The 18,505-nt window shown below is 73.5% G+C and carries 15 protein-coding genes; 8 read left to right on the top strand and 7 right to left on the bottom strand.

Going from position 1 to position 18,505, the window contains the following annotated elements; genetic code table 11:
* The first annotated feature begins 199 nt into the window (after positions 1–199).
* Positions 200–460: a 30S ribosomal protein S20 gene (gene rpsT / locus ASG83_RS09975; RefSeq protein ID WP_055860708.1), complete on the top strand. Its 261-nt coding sequence runs from the start codon at positions 200–202 to the stop codon at positions 458–460.
* Positions 461–875: 415 nt separating this feature from the next.
* On the opposite strand, the gene holA is transcribed toward rpsT, so the two are convergent.
* The 5 genes from holA to ASG83_RS13365 all read right to left on the bottom strand — a co-directional run bounded on the left by holA (position 876) and on the right by ASG83_RS13365 (position 9,470).
* Positions 876–1,928 carry a DNA polymerase III subunit delta gene (holA, locus tag ASG83_RS09970; protein WP_055860706.1) on the bottom strand — a complete coding sequence of 351 codons (1,053 nt, stop codon included), beginning with the start codon at positions 1,926–1,928 and terminating at the stop codon, positions 876–878.
* Positions 1,929–2,020: 92 nt separating this feature from the next.
* Complete coding sequence (locus ASG83_RS09965) at positions 2,021–4,558, bottom strand: ComEC/Rec2 family competence protein (protein WP_055860703.1); 2,538 nt, start codon at positions 4,556–4,558, stop codon at positions 2,021–2,023.
* Entirely contained in the window at positions 4,555–5,292 is a 738-nt protein-coding gene (locus ASG83_RS12525) for a ComEA family DNA-binding protein (protein ID WP_082599202.1), read from the bottom strand. The genes ASG83_RS09965 and ASG83_RS12525 overlap by 4 nt, the downstream gene beginning before the upstream one ends.
* A gap of 61 nt (positions 5,293–5,353) precedes the next feature.
* Entirely contained in the window at positions 5,354–8,041 is a 2,688-nt protein-coding gene (gene leuS, locus ASG83_RS09955) for a leucine--tRNA ligase (RefSeq protein ID WP_082599201.1), read from the bottom strand.
* A complete protein-coding gene (locus ASG83_RS13365; protein WP_055860697.1) occupies positions 8,007–9,470 on the bottom strand; it encodes an anthranilate synthase component I family protein in 1,464 nt (487 codons plus the stop codon). The genes leuS and ASG83_RS13365 overlap by 35 nt, the downstream gene beginning before the upstream one ends.
* Before the next feature lie 11 nt (positions 9,471–9,481).
* Between ASG83_RS13365 and ASG83_RS09945 the strand changes: the two genes are divergently transcribed.
* The 4 genes from ASG83_RS09945 to ASG83_RS09930 all read left to right on the top strand — a co-directional run bounded on the left by ASG83_RS09945 (position 9,482) and on the right by ASG83_RS09930 (position 13,644).
* Positions 9,482–10,393, top strand: a complete 912-nt coding sequence (locus ASG83_RS09945; RefSeq protein WP_055860695.1) for an aminotransferase class IV — start codon at positions 9,482–9,484, stop codon at positions 10,391–10,393.
* Positions 10,394–10,475: 82 nt separating this feature from the next.
* Positions 10,476–12,176 carry a DUF2510 domain-containing protein gene (locus ASG83_RS12930; protein WP_235460174.1) on the top strand — a complete coding sequence of 567 codons (1,701 nt, stop codon included), beginning with the start codon at positions 10,476–10,478 and terminating at the stop codon, positions 12,174–12,176.
* Between the two features lie 189 nt (positions 12,177–12,365).
* Positions 12,366–13,184, top strand: coding sequence for a DUF2510 domain-containing protein (locus ASG83_RS09935; RefSeq protein WP_055860689.1), 819 nt, complete (start codon positions 12,366–12,368; stop codon positions 13,182–13,184).
* Positions 13,185–13,314: 130 nt separating this feature from the next.
* Entirely contained in the window at positions 13,315–13,644 is a 330-nt protein-coding gene (locus tag ASG83_RS09930; RefSeq protein WP_055860686.1) for a hypothetical protein, read from the top strand.
* 33 nt (positions 13,645–13,677) lie between these two features.
* On the opposite strand, the gene ASG83_RS09925 is transcribed toward ASG83_RS09930, so the two are convergent.
* A complete protein-coding gene (locus ASG83_RS09925) occupies positions 13,678–16,251 on the bottom strand; it encodes an RNA helicase (protein WP_055860683.1) in 2,574 nt (857 codons plus the stop codon).
* Between the two features lie 36 nt (positions 16,252–16,287).
* Entirely contained in the window at positions 16,288–17,130 is an 843-nt protein-coding gene (locus ASG83_RS09920) for a CPBP family intramembrane glutamic endopeptidase (RefSeq protein WP_055860680.1), read from the bottom strand.
* A gap of 123 nt (positions 17,131–17,253) precedes the next feature.
* Here ASG83_RS09920 and ASG83_RS09915 point away from each other — a divergent pair, with 123 nt between their 5' ends.
* The 3 genes from ASG83_RS09915 (at position 17,254) to ASG83_RS09905 (ending at position 18,413) form a co-directional block, all read left to right on the top strand.
* Entirely contained in the window at positions 17,254–17,634 is a 381-nt protein-coding gene (locus ASG83_RS09915; RefSeq protein WP_055860677.1) for a hypothetical protein, read from the top strand.
* On the top strand, positions 17,631–17,858 hold the full coding sequence (locus ASG83_RS09910; protein ID WP_055860673.1) for a hypothetical protein: 228 nt from the start codon (positions 17,631–17,633) through the stop codon (positions 17,856–17,858). Before ASG83_RS09915 ends, ASG83_RS09910 begins: the two co-directional genes overlap by 4 nt.
* Positions 17,859–18,122: 264 nt before the next feature.
* Positions 18,123–18,413 carry a hypothetical protein gene (locus tag ASG83_RS09905; protein WP_055860670.1) on the top strand — a complete coding sequence of 97 codons (291 nt, stop codon included), beginning with the start codon at positions 18,123–18,125 and terminating at the stop codon, positions 18,411–18,413.
* The last annotated feature ends 92 nt before the right edge of the window (positions 18,414–18,505 follow it).

Raw genomic sequence — 18,505 nt, 5'->3', positions numbered from 1 at the left:
GCCCCGCGCGCGATTGTCGCGGGCGCTCGCCTGCTGGTAATGTTGCCTGTTGGCTTGCGTGTCAGGAAGCCCTCTCTCTTCCGACACGGATTGCGGCTGGGATTTCGCCACAGCGGTTGTGCTCGTTATCAAGCGCGTTCGCACGGCACCCCACCCCCGGCCGCCACACTCACACCGACCGCATCGAAGAAAGACAGTCATGGCGAACATCAAGTCGCAGATCAAGCGCATCAAGACCAACCTCAAGGCGCAGGAGCGCAACAAGGCCGTCAAGAGCGAGCTCAAGACCGCCGTGCGCCGCACGCGCGAGGCCATCGCCGCGGGCGACAAGGCCGCCGCCGCCGAGGCTCTCGTCGTCGCGACGAAGAAGCTCGACAAGGCCGCCAGCAAGGGCGTCATCCACAAGAACCAGGCGGCGAACCGCAAGTCGGCCATCGCCAAGCAGGTCGGCGCGCTCTAGCCGCACCCGTCCCCGCACGTCGGGCGCCGCGCGCGCCCCGCTCGAACCCCCGCTCCGCCCGTCGGCGAGCGGGGCTTCGTCGTGCGCGGGGCTGTGGTGCGCGGGCCTCGTCGCGCACGGTGCTGCGTCGTCAACAACTCAGGACGAGCGGGGCGCCCTCGCACTGCGCGCCGCGAGCGGGCGGGGTGCGGGGGGTCGACCGCGCACGGGTTGGTCCTGAGTTGTTGACGCGGGCCGGCTCACGCGCCACGGGTGTCGACAACTCAGGACTAGCGGCGCGCGCGGCCGCGTGAGGCCTCGCGCTGCACGAGGCGGGCGGCCGCTCGCGCGCGGTAGTCCTGAGTTGTTGACACGCTCGCGGCCGCGGTCGTCCTGAGTTGTTGACGCGCGCGGGGGCGCGCGGGTCGGGGTGCGGTCAGGCGGGCGGGAGGCCCCGAGCCGCGACCGTGCGCACAAGGGTCTCGAGCGAGTAGATGGGGTCGCGGGAGGCTCCCTTGACCTGCGCGTCGGCGTCGGCGACGGCGAGGATGGCGCGGCCGAGGCCCTCCTCCGTCCAGCCCTGCAGGTCGCGGCGGGCCCGGTCGATCTGCCAGGGCGCGAGCCCGAGCTGCCCGGCGAGCTGCCCGCCCGAGCCGCGCGAGCCGCCGACCTTCGCCATCGTGCGCAGCTTCATCGCGAACGCGGCGACCATCGGCACCGGATCGGCTCCCGTCGCGATGGCGTGCCGCAGCAGTGCGAGCGCCTGCCCGTGCTGCCCGGCGATGGCGGCATCGGCGACGGCGAAGGCGTTCGTCTCCACGCGCCCGCCGTAGTACTTCTCGACCGTCTGCGGCGTGATCTCGCCCTCGGTGTCGGCGACGAGCTGCTGGCAGGCGCTCGCGAGCTCGGCGAGGTCGTCCGAGAACGCGTTCACGAGGGCTCGCAGAGCGGAGGGTGCGATCGCGCGGCCCGCGTGCCGGAACTCCGCGGCCGCGAAGTCGGCTCGGTCGGAGTCTCGCTTGAGCTCGGTGCAGACGACCTCGATGCCGGAGCCCTGGCCCGACCGGATCGCGTCGAGCATCTTCTTGCCGCGCATCCCCCCGCCATGCCGCAGGAGCACGACCGTGTCGTCAGCGGGCGAGGCGAGGTAGTCGAGCACGTCCTCCAGGAACGCATCGCTGCACTTCTCGACGTTGTCGACGCGGATGAGGCGCGGCTCGCCGAAGAGCGACGGGCTCGCCAGGGTCAGCAGCTCACCGGGCGCGTACCCGTCGGCGCGCAGGTCGTGCACCTCGAGGCTCGCGTCCTGCGCGCGCAGGGCATCCCGCAGCACACGGCTCGCCCGGTCGGCGAGGAAGGCCTCGGGGCCCGTGACGAGGACGACCGGCGCGGGCCGGATCTCGTGCCACGACAGCTGCGGGATCGACGCCTTCGCCTTCGCCGACGACGCCTTCGCGCTCGAGGTGCCGCGCGAGCGGGGAGCGGGCATGGTCCTCCTCGAGGGCGGGTGGGCGGATGCCGCGGGCGCGTTCTCGCCGGCCCTGCGGCCGTGCGCCGGCCCCGTTCGCGGCACGCATCAGCCTAGTCCGCGGCACCGACCTCCCCGGGGTCGGCCACGGCCCCGCGCTCGGTCCAGACGCGCCATCCGGCGCCGTGCGCACAGTCGCCGTCGGAGCCGCCTCCCGAATCGCCGCCGGACTGCCCGCTCGACGCTGCGCCCGACCCTCCGCCCGACATCCCGCCGAGACCGGCACCCCAGACCCTGCCCGTGCCAGGAGCGATCAGCACGAGCCCGAGCCGGTCGCTGCGCAGCGCCGCTCCCCCGCTGTCGGCGAGCATCGCGAGGGCCTCCTCCGTCGGGTGGCCGTAGGTGTTGTCGGCGCCCACCCCGATGAGCCCGAGCGTCGCGCGCGCCTCGGCGTACACCTCCGCGCTCTGGTCGTTCGATCCGTGGTGGCTGACCTTGACGACGTCGACGGGCGCGATCCGCACGCTCGCGCGCAGCGACTCCTGCGCGTCGCGGCCGAGGTCGCCGAGCGCGAGCATGCTCGGGCACGCGCACTCCCCCGCACTGCGCCACTCGAGGACCAGGCTCGCGCCGTTGCCGGGCGAGACCCCGCGGTGGTCGGGAGGCCACAGCGCGCGCCAGCCGTAGTCGCCGTGCTTCCCGGAGTCGCCCGCCGTGACGTGCTCGACCACGGCTCCGCCGGCGACGAGGGCATCGAGCACCGCCTCGTCGCGCGCTCCGTCCGTCGGACCCACGAGCGCCGCACCGACTCGGCCAACGACGGCCTCCACCCCGCCGACGTGGTCGGCGTCGAAGTGCGTCAGCACGAGCAGGTCGATGCGGCCCACACCGAGCTCGTCGAGGCAGGCGGCCAGCGCGTCCGGCTCGGCGCCCGTGTCGGTGAGAGCGACGCGCCCGGCCGATCGCACGACGACCGCATCGCCCTGCCCCACGTCGCACTGCGCGATCACCCAGTCGGCGGGGCGCCCCAGCCGCCCCAGCGCATCGGCACCCGCTGTCGCTCCTACGATCACGACGAGCACCGCGGTCGTCGCGAGCGCCGCGCGCGCCCGCAGGCGGTCGCCGGCGATCGGTGCCGGGACGCCCGCGGCGACGAGAGCGCCGACCGTCAGCCACGCGAGGAGAAGGGCTCCGATCGCGCCCTCGGGCCACGGCATCGTCGCACTCGGGAGGCCGCTCGTGACCCGCGCGGTGCCCGCGATCCAGGTCGCGGGCACCCACGCGAGCCCCGCGAGCGCGGTGGCGAGCCAGGGCAGCGCGGGGGCGATGAGGCACGCGGCCATCCCGACGATCGTCGCGACGGGGGCCGCGGGTGCGGCGAGGATGTTGGCGACGACGCCCATCAGAGGGAGCTCGGGCGCGAGCAGCACGAGGACGGGCTGGCAGGCGAGCTGTGCGGCGAGCGGCACGGCGATCCACAGCGCGATCGCTCGCGGCATGACGGCCGCGAGCCGGGCCGCGAGCGGGCCGGAGAGCACGAGGAGCGCACCTGTCGCGAGCACGGAGAGGGCGAAGCCGTAGTCGCGAGCGATCCAGGGGTCGAGCACCAGGATGCCCAGCACCGCCGCACCGAGCACGGGCAGACCGCGCCCGCTTCGGCCGGTCGCCAGGGCGAGCAGCACGACCGCGGCCATCACGGCCGCGCGCACGACGCTCGCCTGCGGCGTCACGAGCACGACGAACCCGCCGAGCGCGACGAGGGCTGCGCCGACGCGAGCCGCGCGCGGCCACCGGCCCAGCGCCCCGAGTCCGAGCACGAGACCGACGACGATCGCGCAGTTGGCCCCGGAGACCGCGGTGAGATGGCTGAGCGAGGATCGCTTCATCGCCGCGTCGAGCTCGGCGTCGATGGCCGAGGTGTCGCCGATCGCGAGCCCGGGGAGCAGCGCGGCACCCGGCCCGGGGAAGGTGCTCGCCACTCCGAGGAAGCGCTCGCGCAGGGCATCCGCGCCCGCCATGAGAGGCGGCGGCCGCCCGGCCGCCTCGAGTGCGCCGAGGGGCTTCGCCAGCGCCACCCGGTCGTCGCCCGCCTCGAGCGGTACGAGGCGCACGAGGCCCTGCCAGCGCGACCCGAGGGCTGCGCGCTCGGCGGGCTCGAACCCGAGGAGGACGACCGGGACGCGAACCTCCCGCATCGACTCGGTCTCGGGCGGCGCCGCCCCACCGGCGAGCTCGGGGTCGGCGCCGCCGCCGACGCCAGCGGGTCGCGGGCGGAGCGCGACGACCATCGCGTCCGTCGCCGAGGAGGACCCGCCGACCGCGGCGACCGTCTCGTCGAGCGCGACCACGACCTCGATGGGCGCGCCCGTATCGAGCGCGCCGGCGAGCACGGCCGGCTGGCGGAGGGGCTCGTGCAGCGCGATCGCGAGCGCGACGACGGCAATCGCGACGAGGGGCAGGATGCCCGCCTCGAGCGCCCGGACCGTCCGGCCCCCCGGGAGGGCCGACGCCACGCCGAGCAGCGACGCGAGCACGGCGACCGCGGCCGCGCCGGCGACCGGACCGGCGGCCCCCGGAATTCCGACGAGAAGGATCGCCGCGACCCAGGCCCCGGCAGCCGGCAGGGCGAGGCGCAGATCGGTCGCCGTCACACCGTCACCTGGTCGCGGAAGCCCGCGAGGGTCTTCTCGCCGATGCCCGAGACCGCGAGCAGTTCGTCGACCGCGCGGAACGGCCCGTTCTGCTCGCGCCAGGCGATGATCCGCGCGGCGAGGGCGGGCCCGACGCCGGGCAGCGTCTCGAGCGTCGCGGCATCCGCCGCGTTGAGGTCGACGAGTCCGCCGGCAGCGCTAGGTGGCCCCGCACCGCCCGAGCCTGCAGCGCCGCCCGGCGCCGCACCTCCCGGACCGGCCGCGCCCGCGGGCCCGCCGGGAACGACCTCCCCCGTCGCGGGCACGTACAGCTGCTCTCCGTCGACGAGCGCGCGGGCGAGGTTGACGCCCCCGAGGTCCGCGGTCTCCAGGGCGCCGCCGGCCTCTGCGATGGCGTCCATGACGCGGTCGCCCGGTCGCACCTCGACGATGCCGGGCTCACGCACCGAGCCGAGCACGTGGACGATGACGGCGGCCTCGGAGGGCCGGGGGGCTCCCTCGCCGACGCCAACGTCGACCGAGGAGGAGGACGATGATGAGGAGGACGGCGCCGCGGACGGCACCCCGCCGACGACGCTCGTCGAGCCTCCTGGCACCACGAGCGCTCCGATGACCGCCGCGGCCACGCCGAGGAGGGCGAGCACGATCGCGGCCCCGACCGCGGCGCGCAGGCGCGGACTGCGCCGCGGCGGGCCCGCGCCGAGGTCGTCAGGCGCTTCCGGATCTCCGCTCACGCGGGAAGGCTAGGCACCCTCCCGACGGCGCGGCACCGGATCCGGCGATCCGGGGGACGGATCAGCCCCGGGTCGCGATGTTGACGACGCGCGGGGCGCGGACGATGACCTTGACGATCTCGCGGTCGCCGATCGAGCGGATGACCGCCTCCGACCCGCGAGCGAGCGCCTCGAGCTCGTCGCCGCCGATGTGGGGGGAGACCTCCAGACGGTCGCGCACCTTGCCGTCGACCTGGACGACGGCGGTGACCGAGTCCTCCACGAGCAGCAGCGGGTCGGGCTTGCGCCAGCCGGCGAAGGCGACGAGCCCGTCGCGCGAGGTCGTCGAGCCGCCACCACTGCCGTCGGCCGCCGGAGCGACGCCGTGGCCGAGCCGCGCCCACATGTCCTCCGCCGTGTACGGCGCGAAGAGCGAGAGCGCGATCGCGACGGCCTCGACGGCCTCGCGCACGGCGGGGTCGCCCGCTCCGGGGCCCGAGTCGACGGCCTTGCGGATGGCGTTGACGAGCTCCATCGTGCGCGCGACGGCGACGTTGAACTTGAACGCCTCGACGAGCGGCGGCACTTCGGCGAGGAAGCGGTGCGTCAGGCGGCGCAGAGCCACGTCTCCCTGGGCGAAGTCGACTCCGACGGGCGACGTGACCTCGCCGGCGAGCCGCCAGGCCCGCGCGAGGAACTTCTGAGAGCCCGTGACCGACACGTCGCGCCAGTCGATGTCGTCCTCCGGCGGGCCGGCGAACGCCATCGTGAGGCGCACGGCGTCGACGCCGAAGCTGTCGAGCTCCTCGGTGAAGTAGACGAGGTTGCCCTTCGACTTCGACATCTTGGCGCCGTCGAGGATCACCATGCCCTGGTTCAGCAGCGCGCTGAACGGCTCGGTGAAGCTCACGTAGCCCATGTCGAAGAGCACCTTGGTGATGAAGCGCGCATAGAGCAGGTGGAGGATCGCGTGCTCGACGCCGCCGACGTACTGATCGACGGGCGCCCACTTCTCGGCCTCGCGCGGGTGGAAGGCCTGCGTGTCGTCGGTCGGCGAGAGGAAGCGCAGGAAGTACCACGACGAGTCGACGAAGGTGTCCATCGTGTCGGTGTCGCGGCGCGCGGGGCGGCCGTCGGGCGTGGTCGTCTCGACGAACGAGGCGACGCTGCCGAGCGGCGAGGTGCCCTTGGGCTTCATGTCCATGCCCTCGGCGTCGGGCAGGCGCACCGGCAGGGCGTCCAGCGGGACGGGCACCTCGGTGCCGTCCTCCGTGTACATGATGGGGATGGGCGTGCCCCAGTACCGCTGCCGGCTGATGAGCCAGTCCCGGAGCCGGTAGGTCTTCGCGGCGCGACCGGTTCCGCGCTCCTCGAGCAGCTCGATCGCGCGCCGGATGGCGTTCGACTTCGACAGCCCGTCGAGGGGACCGGAGTTGATCATGCGGCCGTCGCCCGTGAGCGCCTCGCCCGTGACCGACGGGTCGAGCTCGGGGATGTCGCCGGACTCCATCATCTCCGGCGTGATGACGGGGATGGCGCCCGTGACGGGCGCGAGGGTGTCGACGACCACGCGCACGGGCAGGTCGAACTGCCGCGCGAAGTCGAGGTCGCGCTGATCGTGCGCGGGTACGCCCATGACGGCTCCGTGGCCGTAGTCGGCGAGCACGTAGTCGGCCGTCCACACGGGGATCCGCTCGCCGCTCACGGGGTTGACCGCCCAGCGGTCGAGGAAGATGCCGGTCTTCTCGCGCGAGGTGTCCTGCCGGTCGATCTCCGATTTCTTCTGCACCTGCTCCAGGTAGTCCTGGAAGCGCATGCGCACCTCGGGGCTCGATCCGGCGGCGAGCTCGGCGGCGAGGTCGCTGTCGGGGGCGACGACCATGAAGGTCGCGCCGAAGAGCGTGTCGGGGCGCGTCGTGAAGACCGTGACGGGGCTGTGGTGGCCCTCGATGACGAAGTCGACGTCGGCGCCGACCGAGCGGCCGATCCAGTTGCGCTGCATCGTCAGGACCTTCGAGGGCCAGGAGCCCTCGAGCTGGTTCAGGTCATCGAGCAGGCGGTCGGCGTAGTCGGTGATCGCGAAGTACCACTGCGTGAGCTTCTTCTTCACCACGACGGCGCCCGAGCGCTCGGAGGTCCCGTCGGGCAGCACCTGCTCGTTGGCGAGGACCGTCTGGTCGACCGGGTCCCAATTGACCCAGCTGTCCTTGCGGTAGGCGAGCCCCTTCTCGTACATCTTCAGGAACAGCCACTGGTTCCAGCGGTAGTACTCGGGGTCGGAGGTGTGCAGCACGCGCGTCCAGTCGAACGACGCGGCGTACCTCTTCATGGAGGCCCTCTGCTGGGCGATGTTGTCGTACGTCCAGCCGCGCGGGTCGACGCCGCGCTTGATGGCGGCGTTCTCGGCGGGGAGCCCGAAGCTGTCCCACCCGATGGGGTGCAGCACCTGGAAGCCCTGCTGGCGCCAGTACCGCGCGACGACGTCGCCGAGCGCGTAGACCTCCGCATGGCCCATGTGCAGGTCGCCCGAGGGATACGGGAACATGTCGAGCACGTACTTCCGCGGCCGGGCGTCGGTCGGGTCGTCGACCGAGAAGGGCTCGAGGTCGTCCCAGATCGGGGTCCAGTGCGCCTCGATGCGCCGGAAGTCGTAGTCGTTCTCGGCGCGGTCGTCAGGGGTGCGGTCGGCGGCGGCTCGGGCGTCGTTCGGGCGGTTCTCGGTCACTCGTCCGAGCTTACTGGGGGCCGACGGGGAACTCGGGCGGGGCATCCGCCTCATCGCGCACGCCGAGGGCGCGCTCGAGAGACCGGGCCTTCAGGCGCATCTCGGCGACCTCCGCCTCGGGGTCGCTCAGCGCGGTGATGCCGCCGCCCGCGCCGAGCGTCGCGACCCCGTCGGCGATGAGGATGCTGCGGATCACCATCGCGAGGTCGGCCGCGCCGTCGGCGGCGAGGTAGCCGAACGCGCCGGAGTAGACGCCGCGCGGCGCCCCCTCCCAGCTCGCGAGGAGCTCGATCGCGCGCCGCTTCGGGGCTCCCGTCATCGAGCCGGCGGGGAAGCACGCGGCGACGGCGTCGAGCGCGTCGAGCCCTGCGCGCAGCCGCCCCTCGACCGTCGAGACGAGCTGGTGCACCTGGGCGTACGACTCGACCTCCAGGAGCCCGGTCACGACGACGGAGCCGAGCTCGCTCACGCGCGAGAGATCGTTGCGCATGAGGTCGACGATCATGAGGTTCTCAGCGCGCTCCTTCTCGCTCGCCTCGAGCTCGGCGACGAGCGCGGCGTCGGCGGCGAGGTCGGAGCCGCGCGGGCGAGTGCCCTTGATGGGGCGCGTGCGGGCGCGCAGCCCGCCGCCCGCATCGAGCTCGACGCGCAGGAAGGTCTCGGGGCTCGCGCTCACGAGCGTCGCCGCGCCGATGCGCAGCAGGGCGCCGTGATGCGCGGGGCTCGCCCGGCGCACGCGCCGGTAGAGCTCGATCGCGTCACCCGGGTCGTCGACCGTCGCGCCCGAGGTGAGGCACAGCTGGTACGCCTCCCCCTCGCGGATCGCCTCCTGGCACCGACGCACGAGCTCCGCGTAGTGCGCGTCGTCGTGGCGCCAGCGGGCGGCGCGCGGCGGCGGGTCCGAGACGGGCGGGGCGGATGCCCGGCGCGCGTCATCGACGAGCGCGACCATGCGCTGCCGCCACACTTCGAGCTCGCCGCTCCAGCCCTCGCCGTCGGCGTCGAGCGCCACGAGCTCGAGCGACTCCGCAGCGTGGTCGATCACGAGGCCGCGATCGACGGCCAGCCACGATGCCCGGTGGGCGGGCGGCGTCGCGGGGGCGGGCATCCCCATCGTCTCGTCGCGGAGCTCGTACCCGAACCAGCCGACCAGGCCGAGCGGCGGGGCCGGGGCGGCGGGCGCCGCGGGCGCAGGCGCGGGCTCGAGCGCGCTCGCGCGGTCCGCGCCGCGCATCGTGGCGAGGGTCGCGCGCAGCTGCGGGAGGACGGCAGCATCGGCGTCGAGCACGACGCGCTCCCCGTCGGCGGAGAGGAAGGAGCGGCCGGTGCGGGCTCCGACGCCGGAGTCGAGCCAGACGAGGTCGGCGGCGGGGTCGTCCGCGACGAGGGCGAGCAGAATGCGCTCGGCGAGCTCGGACGCAGTCGCCGTGCCGGTCGCGGGCGCGAGTCGGTGCCGCAGGAGCCCGTGACGCATACGCTGATCCTATGAGCGCGAGCGCGGAGCACCCCGAGGAGGGGCTCCGACACTGGCGCGGGGGCGCGGCGCCGGACGACGTCTGGACAGCCGTCGACTGGTGCGACGTGCACGCGGGGCCCCTGCTCGCGGCCGACTCCTGGCGCGTCGTCGACGGTCGCGTGCGCGGGGTCGACCGGCACCGCGCCCGCTTCCTCGCCGCGATCGCGCCGTTCCGCTCCGACGGCGGGGCGTTCTTCGACGAGGTCGTCGCCGCGCTGCCCCGGACGGGCGACTGGTTCCCCCGCGTGGAGCTCCGCGCCCGCGGCATCCCCGCCCCGACCGCGCCGACCGTCCCCGCCCTCGGCGCCGCGACCGGGCTGAGCCTGCGTCTGCGCCCCACGCCGCCCACCGCGGAGGAGGTCGTCGTCGCGACCGCTCCCCACGATCCGCGCACGCGGCCGCGGGTCAAGGGCCCCGATCTCGACGCCCTCCAGCGACTTCGCACCGCAGTGCAGCCGCTCGGCGCGGGCGAGGCGGTCATCCTCTCGCCGGAGGGCCTGATCGTCGAGGGCGCCTACTCGGGCCTCGTGTGGGTGCGGCCCGACGGCGCTCTCGTGCACCCGAGCGCGAGGCTCGAGAGGATCCCGAGCGTGACCGCGGGCATCCTTCTCGCGGCGGCCGCGGCCGACGGCGCCGTCATCGAGGCGACGGATGCCCGCCCGCACGATCTGGACGGCTGCGAGCTGTGGGTGCTCAGCGCGCTGCACGGTCTCCGGGTCGCGACCTCGTGGGTCGATGGTCCGGCGCTCGTGCGCGTGCCGGGGCGCGCCGAGCGGGCACGACGCCGGCTCGATGACGCGGCGACCCCGCTGCCCGGGCCGCCGTCGGCGACTCCGTCACCCGGTGCCCCCCGACAGGGGTACACCCACTCTGGGGGCTGACGGACCCTCCCTTTCCGAGCCGACCGACCCATACACTGAACCCAGCCGGCCTCGGGGTCCGGCCTGATGAGGGGGCAGAACGGTGTCGGAGGACGAATACGGGCGGGTGCCTGCGGGGTGGTACCCCGACCCGCTCGGTCTGCCGCAGCTGCGGTGGTGGGACAACCACGCCTGGACCGAGCACGTCTCCGATGCCCGCCAGCCCATGGTCGCCCAGCCCGCGCCCACGACCTTCGCCGACGATGACGAGCTGCCCACGCGCCGCGCGCGCCGCAGCGCCGAGTCGGCAACCGATGCCGGCGAGACCATCGACGACCGCCCGCTCGCGCACGTTCTCAAGGCACTTCCCGCGCCGACGACCGTCTCGATGCCCGCTCTCGTCGAGCCCGACATCGCCGCCCCGTCCTTCGCGCCCGAGCCCGTCGTCGAGCCCGTCGTCGAGCCGCTCATCGCGCCCGAGCCCGAGTTCTCGAGCCCGCAGTCGTTCACCGCCGCGCCCGCCTTCGGCGCTGACCCGTTCGCGGCCGACCCCTTCGCCGCCTCCGAGCCCGCCCCGTTCACGCCGCAGGCCACCACGACCCCGCCGCCCTTCGCCACCGAGCAGACGGCCGCGCCGCAGCCGGCCGCGCAGTCGGCGCAGCAGGCGCCTCAGCAGTCCGCCCCTCGCACCGAGGCCCCGCGTCCGGCTGCGAACCCCGGCTTCGACATCCCCACGAGCGAGTCCGCGATGCGCGACGCGCAGTGGATCCCGATGCAGGAGCCCCGCGAGCAGCAGCCCGCGAACGCGCCCGGCCCCGTGTCGGCCGCGAGCGCCGTCAATCACTCCTCGCCCGGCTCCGTGCCCGGCGCCCCCTCGCACGGCGGGTGGCAGCCCTACGGCGGCGACCCGCGCTCGGCGCAGTCGGCCGGCCACTACTCGGCCGCCCAGACCTCCGCCCCCCACCCGCAGGAGCAGTGGGGTGGGAGCCCGTACTACGCCCAGCACGCGCTCTTCCAGGATTCCGCGCCGCAGCATCCCTCGGCCGCCCGCTACGGCTCCGCGCCCGGCACCGGCAGCGCCGCCGGCTGGGGCTCCGTTCCGGGCGCTCCGCAGTACGTGCCGTACGTCGCCGAGTCGCCCGTCGCCGCCATGCGGCGCGGAGGGATGATGCCCGGTGCCGCCGGACCCGTCCCGCACGTGCACACCGGTGCCGCCTGGGCGATCGCGCTGCTGCCGATGGTGCAGCTGCTGCTGAGCCTGCTCGTCGTGGCCGCGTTCACGAGCGGACTCGACCTGCCGATCATCACGGCGATCTGGCTCGCGCCGATCCCCGTCGTCATCGCGCTCGCGTACTTCGACCAGCGGTCGCTGAAGCGGCGCGGCATCGACCGCCCCGCCGGCTGGTGGTGGTCGATCATCGGAGCGCCCGTCTACCTGATCATGCGCGCCGTCAGTCTCGCTCGCTACTCGGGCGCCGGCTTCGCGCCCGCCGCCGTCTTCCTCCTCCTCGTGGGTCTGCAGGTCGGCGCGATCGTCGCGGTTCCCGGCCTGCTGATCTCGGCCGTGCCGCAGCTGTTCGCCGACGAAGCGTCGAACTCGATCGAGCTGAACGCCCGCAGCATCGGCACCGCCGCCGAGGTCACCTGCTCGGGCACCCCGCCGCTCTTCATCGGCCAGCAGTACCGCTGCCCCGCGGTCAACGCCGATGGGACGACCTTCGTGGTCACCGTCAGCCTCCAGCGCGCCAACGGCTGGATCACCTGGCAGGTCGACGACTGGGGCGTGTACAGCCTCACCGAGTGATGAGACCGGGCCGCGTCACGCTGCAGACGCATCCGAGGCCCACCGCAACACCGCAGCACAGCACGGCACAACCGAATATCTGCAGCACACGTCGCGTGGGACCCGAAACGTCGCGACAGCGCCTCGCACACCCGTGCGAGGACGGGTTCCACACCGGTCGGGGGACCGGTACGACACCTGGGGGAAGTCATGAGCATCACCGCACCGTCCCGCGTACCCGCGGGCTGGTACCCGGATCCGCTGAGCCGAACCGGCTCCGAGCGTCGCTGGTGGGACGGCGACAAGTGGACCGAGTACACCGCGCCCGTCGCCGTTCTCAGCGAGGTCGTCGAGACCGTCGTGCAGTCGTCGACCGGCCCGGTCATGATCCACGGCTCAGCCGCGACGCCCACGGCGCGCGAGTCGGCGCGGATCGCCGAGTCCATGCCGCTGCACACGATCGTCACGGCCTCGAGCCCGACGTGGGACGAGCTGCCCCGCGTCTCCGCCGCGACGGTGTTCTCGCCCGACATCGTGCTCTCCGACGTGGTGCCCGCCGAGTTCCAGGACGCCTACGTCGCCCCGGTCGCCCGCCCGCGCATGGCCGACACGTTCGCCTCGCGCGTCAACACGAGCGCGGTGTGGCTCTTCGCGCTCCTGCCGATCATGCACGCGGCCTCGCTGTACTACGCGATCACGGGCCTCCCCGAGGCGGCCCCGCTGTCGAGCGTGCTCATGCTGCTGGCGCTGCCCTTCGTGCTCTACGCGGCGCTCGCTGCGCGCGACGCCCGGGCGCTCGGCGACGACGGCCACCTGTCGACGGCGCCGTGGGGTCTCGCGCTCATCGCTCCCCCGGTGTACCTCGCCGTGCGCGGCGTCCAGGTCTCGCGCGCGACGGGGTCCGCTCCGTGGCCGCTGTTCTCCTGGGTGCTCGTGCAGGCCGCGGTCGTCGGCGCCTGGTGGTTCGTCTCGCCCGAGACGCTCGCCGCCCTGCCGAACCTCATCACCGTGCCGAGCCTGCTCGGCTGAGGCCCCGGGCGCGGCGTCCCCCCGACGCGCCCGGCCACTCCCCGAAGAACGCGCAGGCGCGCGTCCCCCCGACGCGCCCGGCGCATCCCCCGCTTCGAGCTCACCCCTCGAGCCGTCCTAGGCTCGAGGGGTGAGTCGTTCCTCCTGGCCCTCCCGGCATGAGCGCCGGCGCGGCGCGAGCCTCGAGGTGCTGCGCGCGGAGGCTCACGACGAGCTGCAGACCGTCGTGATGGAGCGCCTGCGCGACGGCGAGGACCCGTGGGACTTCATGGACGAGCTCCCGACCGTCGACGAGCTCGTGGTGTGGATGCTCCGCGCCGAGCTCATCCGCGAGGACGACGAGCGCCGCCCGAGCGCCGCTCGCGACTACCGCATGCTGCGCCAGATCGCCCTCGACCACCCGCCGCTCACGCGCACCGTGTGGTCGATGATCGGACGGCTCGAGGCCGAGGCCGGTTAGCGCCCCGGCAGGGCGCTCGAGCGCGCGCCCGGGCTACAGCCGATTCAGCCCCTCGACCCGCACGACCGCGACGCCCTGCTCGGCGCTGGCTGCGAGGTCGACGACCGCGTCGATGCCCCAGTCGTGGTCGCCGGCCGGGTCGTCGATGACCTGACGGACGCGCCATGTGCCGGGGGCATCCGTCGGGGTCTCATCGATTCTGATGAGGGATGCGGTGCGCGCGTTCCCCGCGGTGCCGATGCTCTCGTGGTCGGCGTAATAGGCGTCGAGCGCGTCGGGCCACGCCGCCTGCGGGTCGAGCGCCTCGAGCTCGTCGTCGCGCTGCAGGGCTGCGAGCTGCACCCGCCGGAAGAGCTCGTTGCGCACGAGCACCAGGAACGCGCGGCGGTTGGTGAGCACCGACGGCGGCGCGGGCGGGATGACCGGCTCATCGCCCTCGGGCTGCGGGTTCGACAGCGCCTCCCACTCGTCGAGCAGGCTCGAGTCGACCTGGCGCACGAGCTCGCCGAGCCAGGCGATGATGTCGCGCAGCTCCTCGGTCTTCGCCTCGTCGGGCACCGTCTGCCTGATGGCGCGGTCGGCGTCGGAGAGGTAGCGCAGCAGCAGGCCCTCGCTTCGCGCGATGCCGTAGAAGGAGACGTACTCGCTGAACGTCATCGCGCGCTCGAACATGTCGCGCACGACGCTCTTGGGCTTGAGCTCGACGTCGCGGATCCACGGCTGGCTCGCCGCGAACGTCTCGAACGCCTCGCGCAGCAGCTCGCCGAGGGGCTGCGGGTGCTCGACCTCGTCGAGCAGCTCCATGCGCTGCTCGTACTCGATGCCGTCGGCCTTCATGCCCGCGACGGCCTCGCCGCGCGCCTTGAACTGCTGCTGGCTGAGCACCGGGCGCGGGTTCTCGAGCGTGGACTCGATGACGCTCACGACGTCGAGCGCGTAGTGGCCCGTGCCGATGCCGCCCGTGTGCGAGCCCGTCGCGTCACGGCCCGCCGCCTGCGTCTCGGCGGGGTCGAGCAGCTCGATGACGGCGAGCGCGAACGGGCTGAGCGGCTGGTTGAGAGCGAAGTTGGGCTGCAGGTCGACCGTGAGGCGGATGCGCGGCTCGCGCTCTCTGCCTTCGGCACCGTCGGCGCCGTCGCGGTCGATCACCACGACGCCGGCGCGCACGAGGGTCTTCGCGATGCCGAGGGCGCGCTTCACGAGCTCGCGCTGCCGGTGCGGCGGCTCGTGGTTGTCGGTGAGCAGCGCACGGGCGCTGCCGAGGACGTCTCCCCCGCGCGCGATCAGGTTGATGAGCATCGCCGCGCTCACCTGCATGCGGCTCTCGAGCGGTTCGGGCGCGCCGCCGACGAGGCGCTCGAAGCTCGTCTCGCTCCACGTCACGAAGCCGGCGGGCGCCGACTTCCGGACGATCTTCTTCCTCTTCTTCGGGTCGTCGCCCGCCTTGGTCGTGGCGAGGTGGTTCTCGATCTCGTGGTCGGGCGCCTGCACGACGACGAGCCCCGAGGTGTCGTAGCCCGCCCGCCCGGCGCGGCCCGCGATCTGGTGGAACTCGCGCGCGCTCAGCTGCCGCGTCTTCACGCCGTCGTACTTGCTGAGCGCGGTGATGAGCACCGTGCGGATGGGCACGTTGATGCCGACCCCGAGCGTGTCGGTGCCGCAGATGACGCGCAGCAGCCCGCGCTGGGCGAGCACCTCGACGAGGCGGCGGTACTTCGGCAGCATGCCGGCGTGGTGCACGCCGATGCCCGCGCGCACGAGTCGGCTGAGCGTCGAGCCGAAGCCCGTCGAGAATCGGAAGTCGCCGATCGCGGCAGCGATCTCGTCGCGCTGCTCCCGACTGACGATGCGGATGCTCGACAGGGCCTGCGCGCGCTCCATCGCCGCGGCCTGGCTGAAGTGGACGACGTAGACCGGCGCCTGCCTCTCGTCGAGCAACCGCTCGACGGTCTCGTGCACGGGAGTGCGCACGTATTCGAAGCTCAGCGGGATGGGCCGCTCGGTGTGCGTGACCTCGCTCACAGGGCGCTCCGTGCGGCGGTGCAGGTCGTCGGCGATCGCGCTCATGTCGCCGAGCGTCGCGCTCATGAGGAGGAACTGCGCGCCCGTGAGCGTGAGCAGCGGCACCTGCCACGCCCACCCTCGCTCGGGCTCGGCGTAGTAGTGGAACTCGTCCATGACGACGAGCCCGGCCTCGAGGTCGGCGCCCTGGCGCAGCGTCAGGTTCGCGACGATCTCGGCGGTGCAGCAGATGATCGGGGCGTCGCCGTTGACGGCCGAGTCGCCCGTGACCATGCCGACGTTCTCGGCGCCGAAGATCTCGACGAGCTGGAAGAACTTCTCGCTCACGAGCGCCTTGATCGGCGCGGTGTAGTACGACCTCTGCCCCTGCGCGAGCGCGATCGCGTGGGCGGCGACGGCGACGAGGCTCTTGCCCGACCCGGTGGGGGTGGCGAGGATGACGTGGGCTCCGGCGACGAGCTCGAAGATCGCCTCCTCCTGCGCCTCGTAGAGCGGTCGCCCGCCCGCGGCCGACCATGCGGCGATCGCGTCGAACGCGGCGCCCGCCTCGAAGGGCCGGGGCATCGCATCCATGAGGGAGGTCATCGCCCCCAGTCTGTCAGCCGCGCCCTGCCGACCCGGTCAGTACAGGAAGATCGGGAGCGCCGCCGGGTCGTGCGCGTGCACGATCACGAGGAACACGACGAGGTCGAACAGCAGGTGCACGATGAGGACGAACGTGAGGCTCCTCGTGCGGTGGAAGAGCATCCCCTGCACGAGCGCGAACGGGATCGTCAGGAGCGGGCCCCACGCCTGGTAGCCGAGCTCCCACAGGAAGCTCACGAAGATGATCGCCTGCAGGATGTTCGCCAGCCACGGCCGGAAGTGGCGCAGCAGCAGGGCGTAGCAGGTGCAGATGAAGAACAGCTCGTCCCAGGTGCCGACGGCGTTGACGCCGACGAAGAGCCGGCCGATCTCGCTCGGCGTCTCGACGTCGGGCCAGTTCCGGTAGACGCCGGAGGTGAGGAAGTAGAACGGCAGGATGAGCCAGCCGAGCGCCGGGGTCGCGACGAGGTAGACCCTCTCGCCGCGCGTCCACCTCCGGCCGCTGCGCCAGGGGAAGCGGATGGCCCTCCGCCGGTACACGAAGCGGTCGACGAGGAACGGCACGAGCACCGCCGCCGTGAACACCGTGCCGAGCAGGACGATGTTGAGCCAGCTGATGTCGGCCTCGACGCTCACGAGGCTCACGATCGTGATGCCGATGCCGATGAGCAGCAGGTCGCGGAAGAGCACGCGGTCGACGAGGAGCGCGGCGACGAGCGACACGACGAGCACGGCGTAGCCGAGCGGACGGAACGGCGCGTCGAAGAAGCCGTAGAGGACGACGGCGGAGATCGCCACGCCGAGGGCGGGCGGCAGCTTCGCGCTCAGCACCCCGCTCGGCGGGTCGAGGTCGACGGCGGCGGCGACGGGGGCGGGCATGGCTCCATCCTCCCCCACCGCGCCCGCCCGTAGGGCGCTCCGCGGCCGGATGTCTACCCCCTTCCCCGAGAGCCTCCTGAGGGGTTGAGTGGGGGCGTTCCCCCGAGATGTAAGGAGACCGCTATGAGCGAGCACGACATCCATCAGGACGACACCACGATGGGCCAGAACCCGGGTGCCGAGGGCGACTTCGGTGCCGGGCAGGGCCACGAGGGCCAGTCAGCCGACGTCGCGACCGGGCATCCGACCGGCACCGACCAGCCCCGCGCCGACGAGGTGATCCACGACGACATGGACGCCGCCGGCGAGGACGAGCCCATCCCGGGCATCGACGACTCCGCGCAGGCGGGCCTGCTGACCACGCCCAACGATTACGACGAGGGCCAGACGCTCACCGGCCAGGCCGACGACGGCGTCGAGAACAACTTCGACGAGGGACAGGCGGGCGGCGGCGTTCCCGGCAACCAGCCCGGCCACGACGGCCACGGCGGAGCGCACTCATGACCCACCACGGCGACGAGTCGCAGCACCACGACGACCAGCACCTCTCGCCGAGCCCCGACGAGCCCGTCGGCGTTCCCGGCGACCAGGTCACGAGCGGCGGCGGAGTCTCCGCCGACCCGCTCGACGGGCAGAACGCGACCGGCGGCTACGGCGACGAGTCCACGGGGCTCTCCGACCAGGCCGACGACGCGGACGAGCGCAGCGGCGGGACCACCGACCGCTGAGCAGGCGATCGCCGGCCGCGGTGCGCGACTCGGAGGGCGGTGCATCCTCCGGCGCGAACATCTGTGACGGATGCGCGGCCGGCGATCAACGAACCGGCTCGGCGGAGGCTGGAGCCCCACCGGGTCGATGAGCCGCGACGACATCAGGGCTGACAGCGTTGCGGCTGCGGGCGCCCCTCCCTCCGATCAGGGGGGCGCCCGCGTCCTACTCCCCCGATCGTCCGCCCCCTGACCGCTCCCACGATCCAGAAGAAGGCGCATGACATGGATGCTCAGACCGACCGCCACGGAAGCGACGACCCCGTCGCCCACGACATCGAGAGCCGCAACCCCGACTCCGGCGACATCGTCGCCGGCGAGCAGGTGCTCGACGAGGGGCACGTCGCTCCCGACCAGGACGAGCGGGGGCCGAACGAGGGCTCGGCGTCGGCGGCTGCCGGCGGTCCGATCGAGGGCTCACCGGAGGGCGAGCCCGAGTCGCTCGAGGAGCGCCGCGACGGCGCCGACGAGCGCACCGACGCCGCCGCTCCCCCGAAGCAGGAGCAGCCCGGCTAGTACGCGCCGCCCGCCGCCGTGTCCCCCGCTTACGGGGGTATGACCGGCGTTTTCCCCGACCTAGACTCGCCTGAAGCTGTGCTGCGTGCACA

The sequence above is a fragment of the Yonghaparkia sp. Soil809 genome, from assembly GCF_001429705.1.
Lineage (GTDB): Bacteria > Actinomycetota > Actinomycetes > Actinomycetales > Microbacteriaceae > Microcella.
This window is presented reverse-complemented; position numbering and strand designations above follow the sequence as displayed.

Coding starts and splice junctions, on each gene's coding strand:
- ASG83_RS09935 (WP_055860689.1), top strand. CDS start 12,366: ATGAGCATCACCGCACCGTCCCGCGTACCCGCGGGCTGGTACCCGGAT.
- ASG83_RS09905 (WP_055860670.1), top strand. CDS start 18,123: ATGGATGCTCAGACCGACCGCCACGGAAGCGACGACCCCGTCGCCCAC.
- ASG83_RS09925 (WP_055860683.1), bottom strand. CDS start 16,251: ATGACCTCCCTCATGGATGCGATGCCCCGGCCCTTCGAGGCGGGCGCC.
- ASG83_RS09910 (WP_055860673.1), top strand. CDS start 17,631: ATGACCCACCACGGCGACGAGTCGCAGCACCACGACGACCAGCACCTC.
- leuS (WP_082599201.1), bottom strand. CDS start 8,041: ATGCCCCGCCCGAGTTCCCCGTCGGCCCCCAGTAAGCTCGGACGAGTG.
- ASG83_RS09920 (WP_055860680.1), bottom strand. CDS start 17,130: ATGCCCGCCCCCGTCGCCGCCGCCGTCGACCTCGACCCGCCGAGCGGG.
- rpsT (WP_055860708.1), top strand. CDS start 200: ATGGCGAACATCAAGTCGCAGATCAAGCGCATCAAGACCAACCTCAAG.
- ASG83_RS13365 (WP_055860697.1), bottom strand. CDS start 9,470: ATGCGTCACGGGCTCCTGCGGCACCGACTCGCGCCCGCGACCGGCACG.
- ASG83_RS09915 (WP_055860677.1), top strand. CDS start 17,254: ATGAGCGAGCACGACATCCATCAGGACGACACCACGATGGGCCAGAAC.
- holA (WP_055860706.1), bottom strand. CDS start 1,928: ATGCCCGCTCCCCGCTCGCGCGGCACCTCGAGCGCGAAGGCGTCGTCG.
- ASG83_RS09945 (WP_055860695.1), top strand. CDS start 9,482: ATGAGCGCGAGCGCGGAGCACCCCGAGGAGGGGCTCCGACACTGGCGC.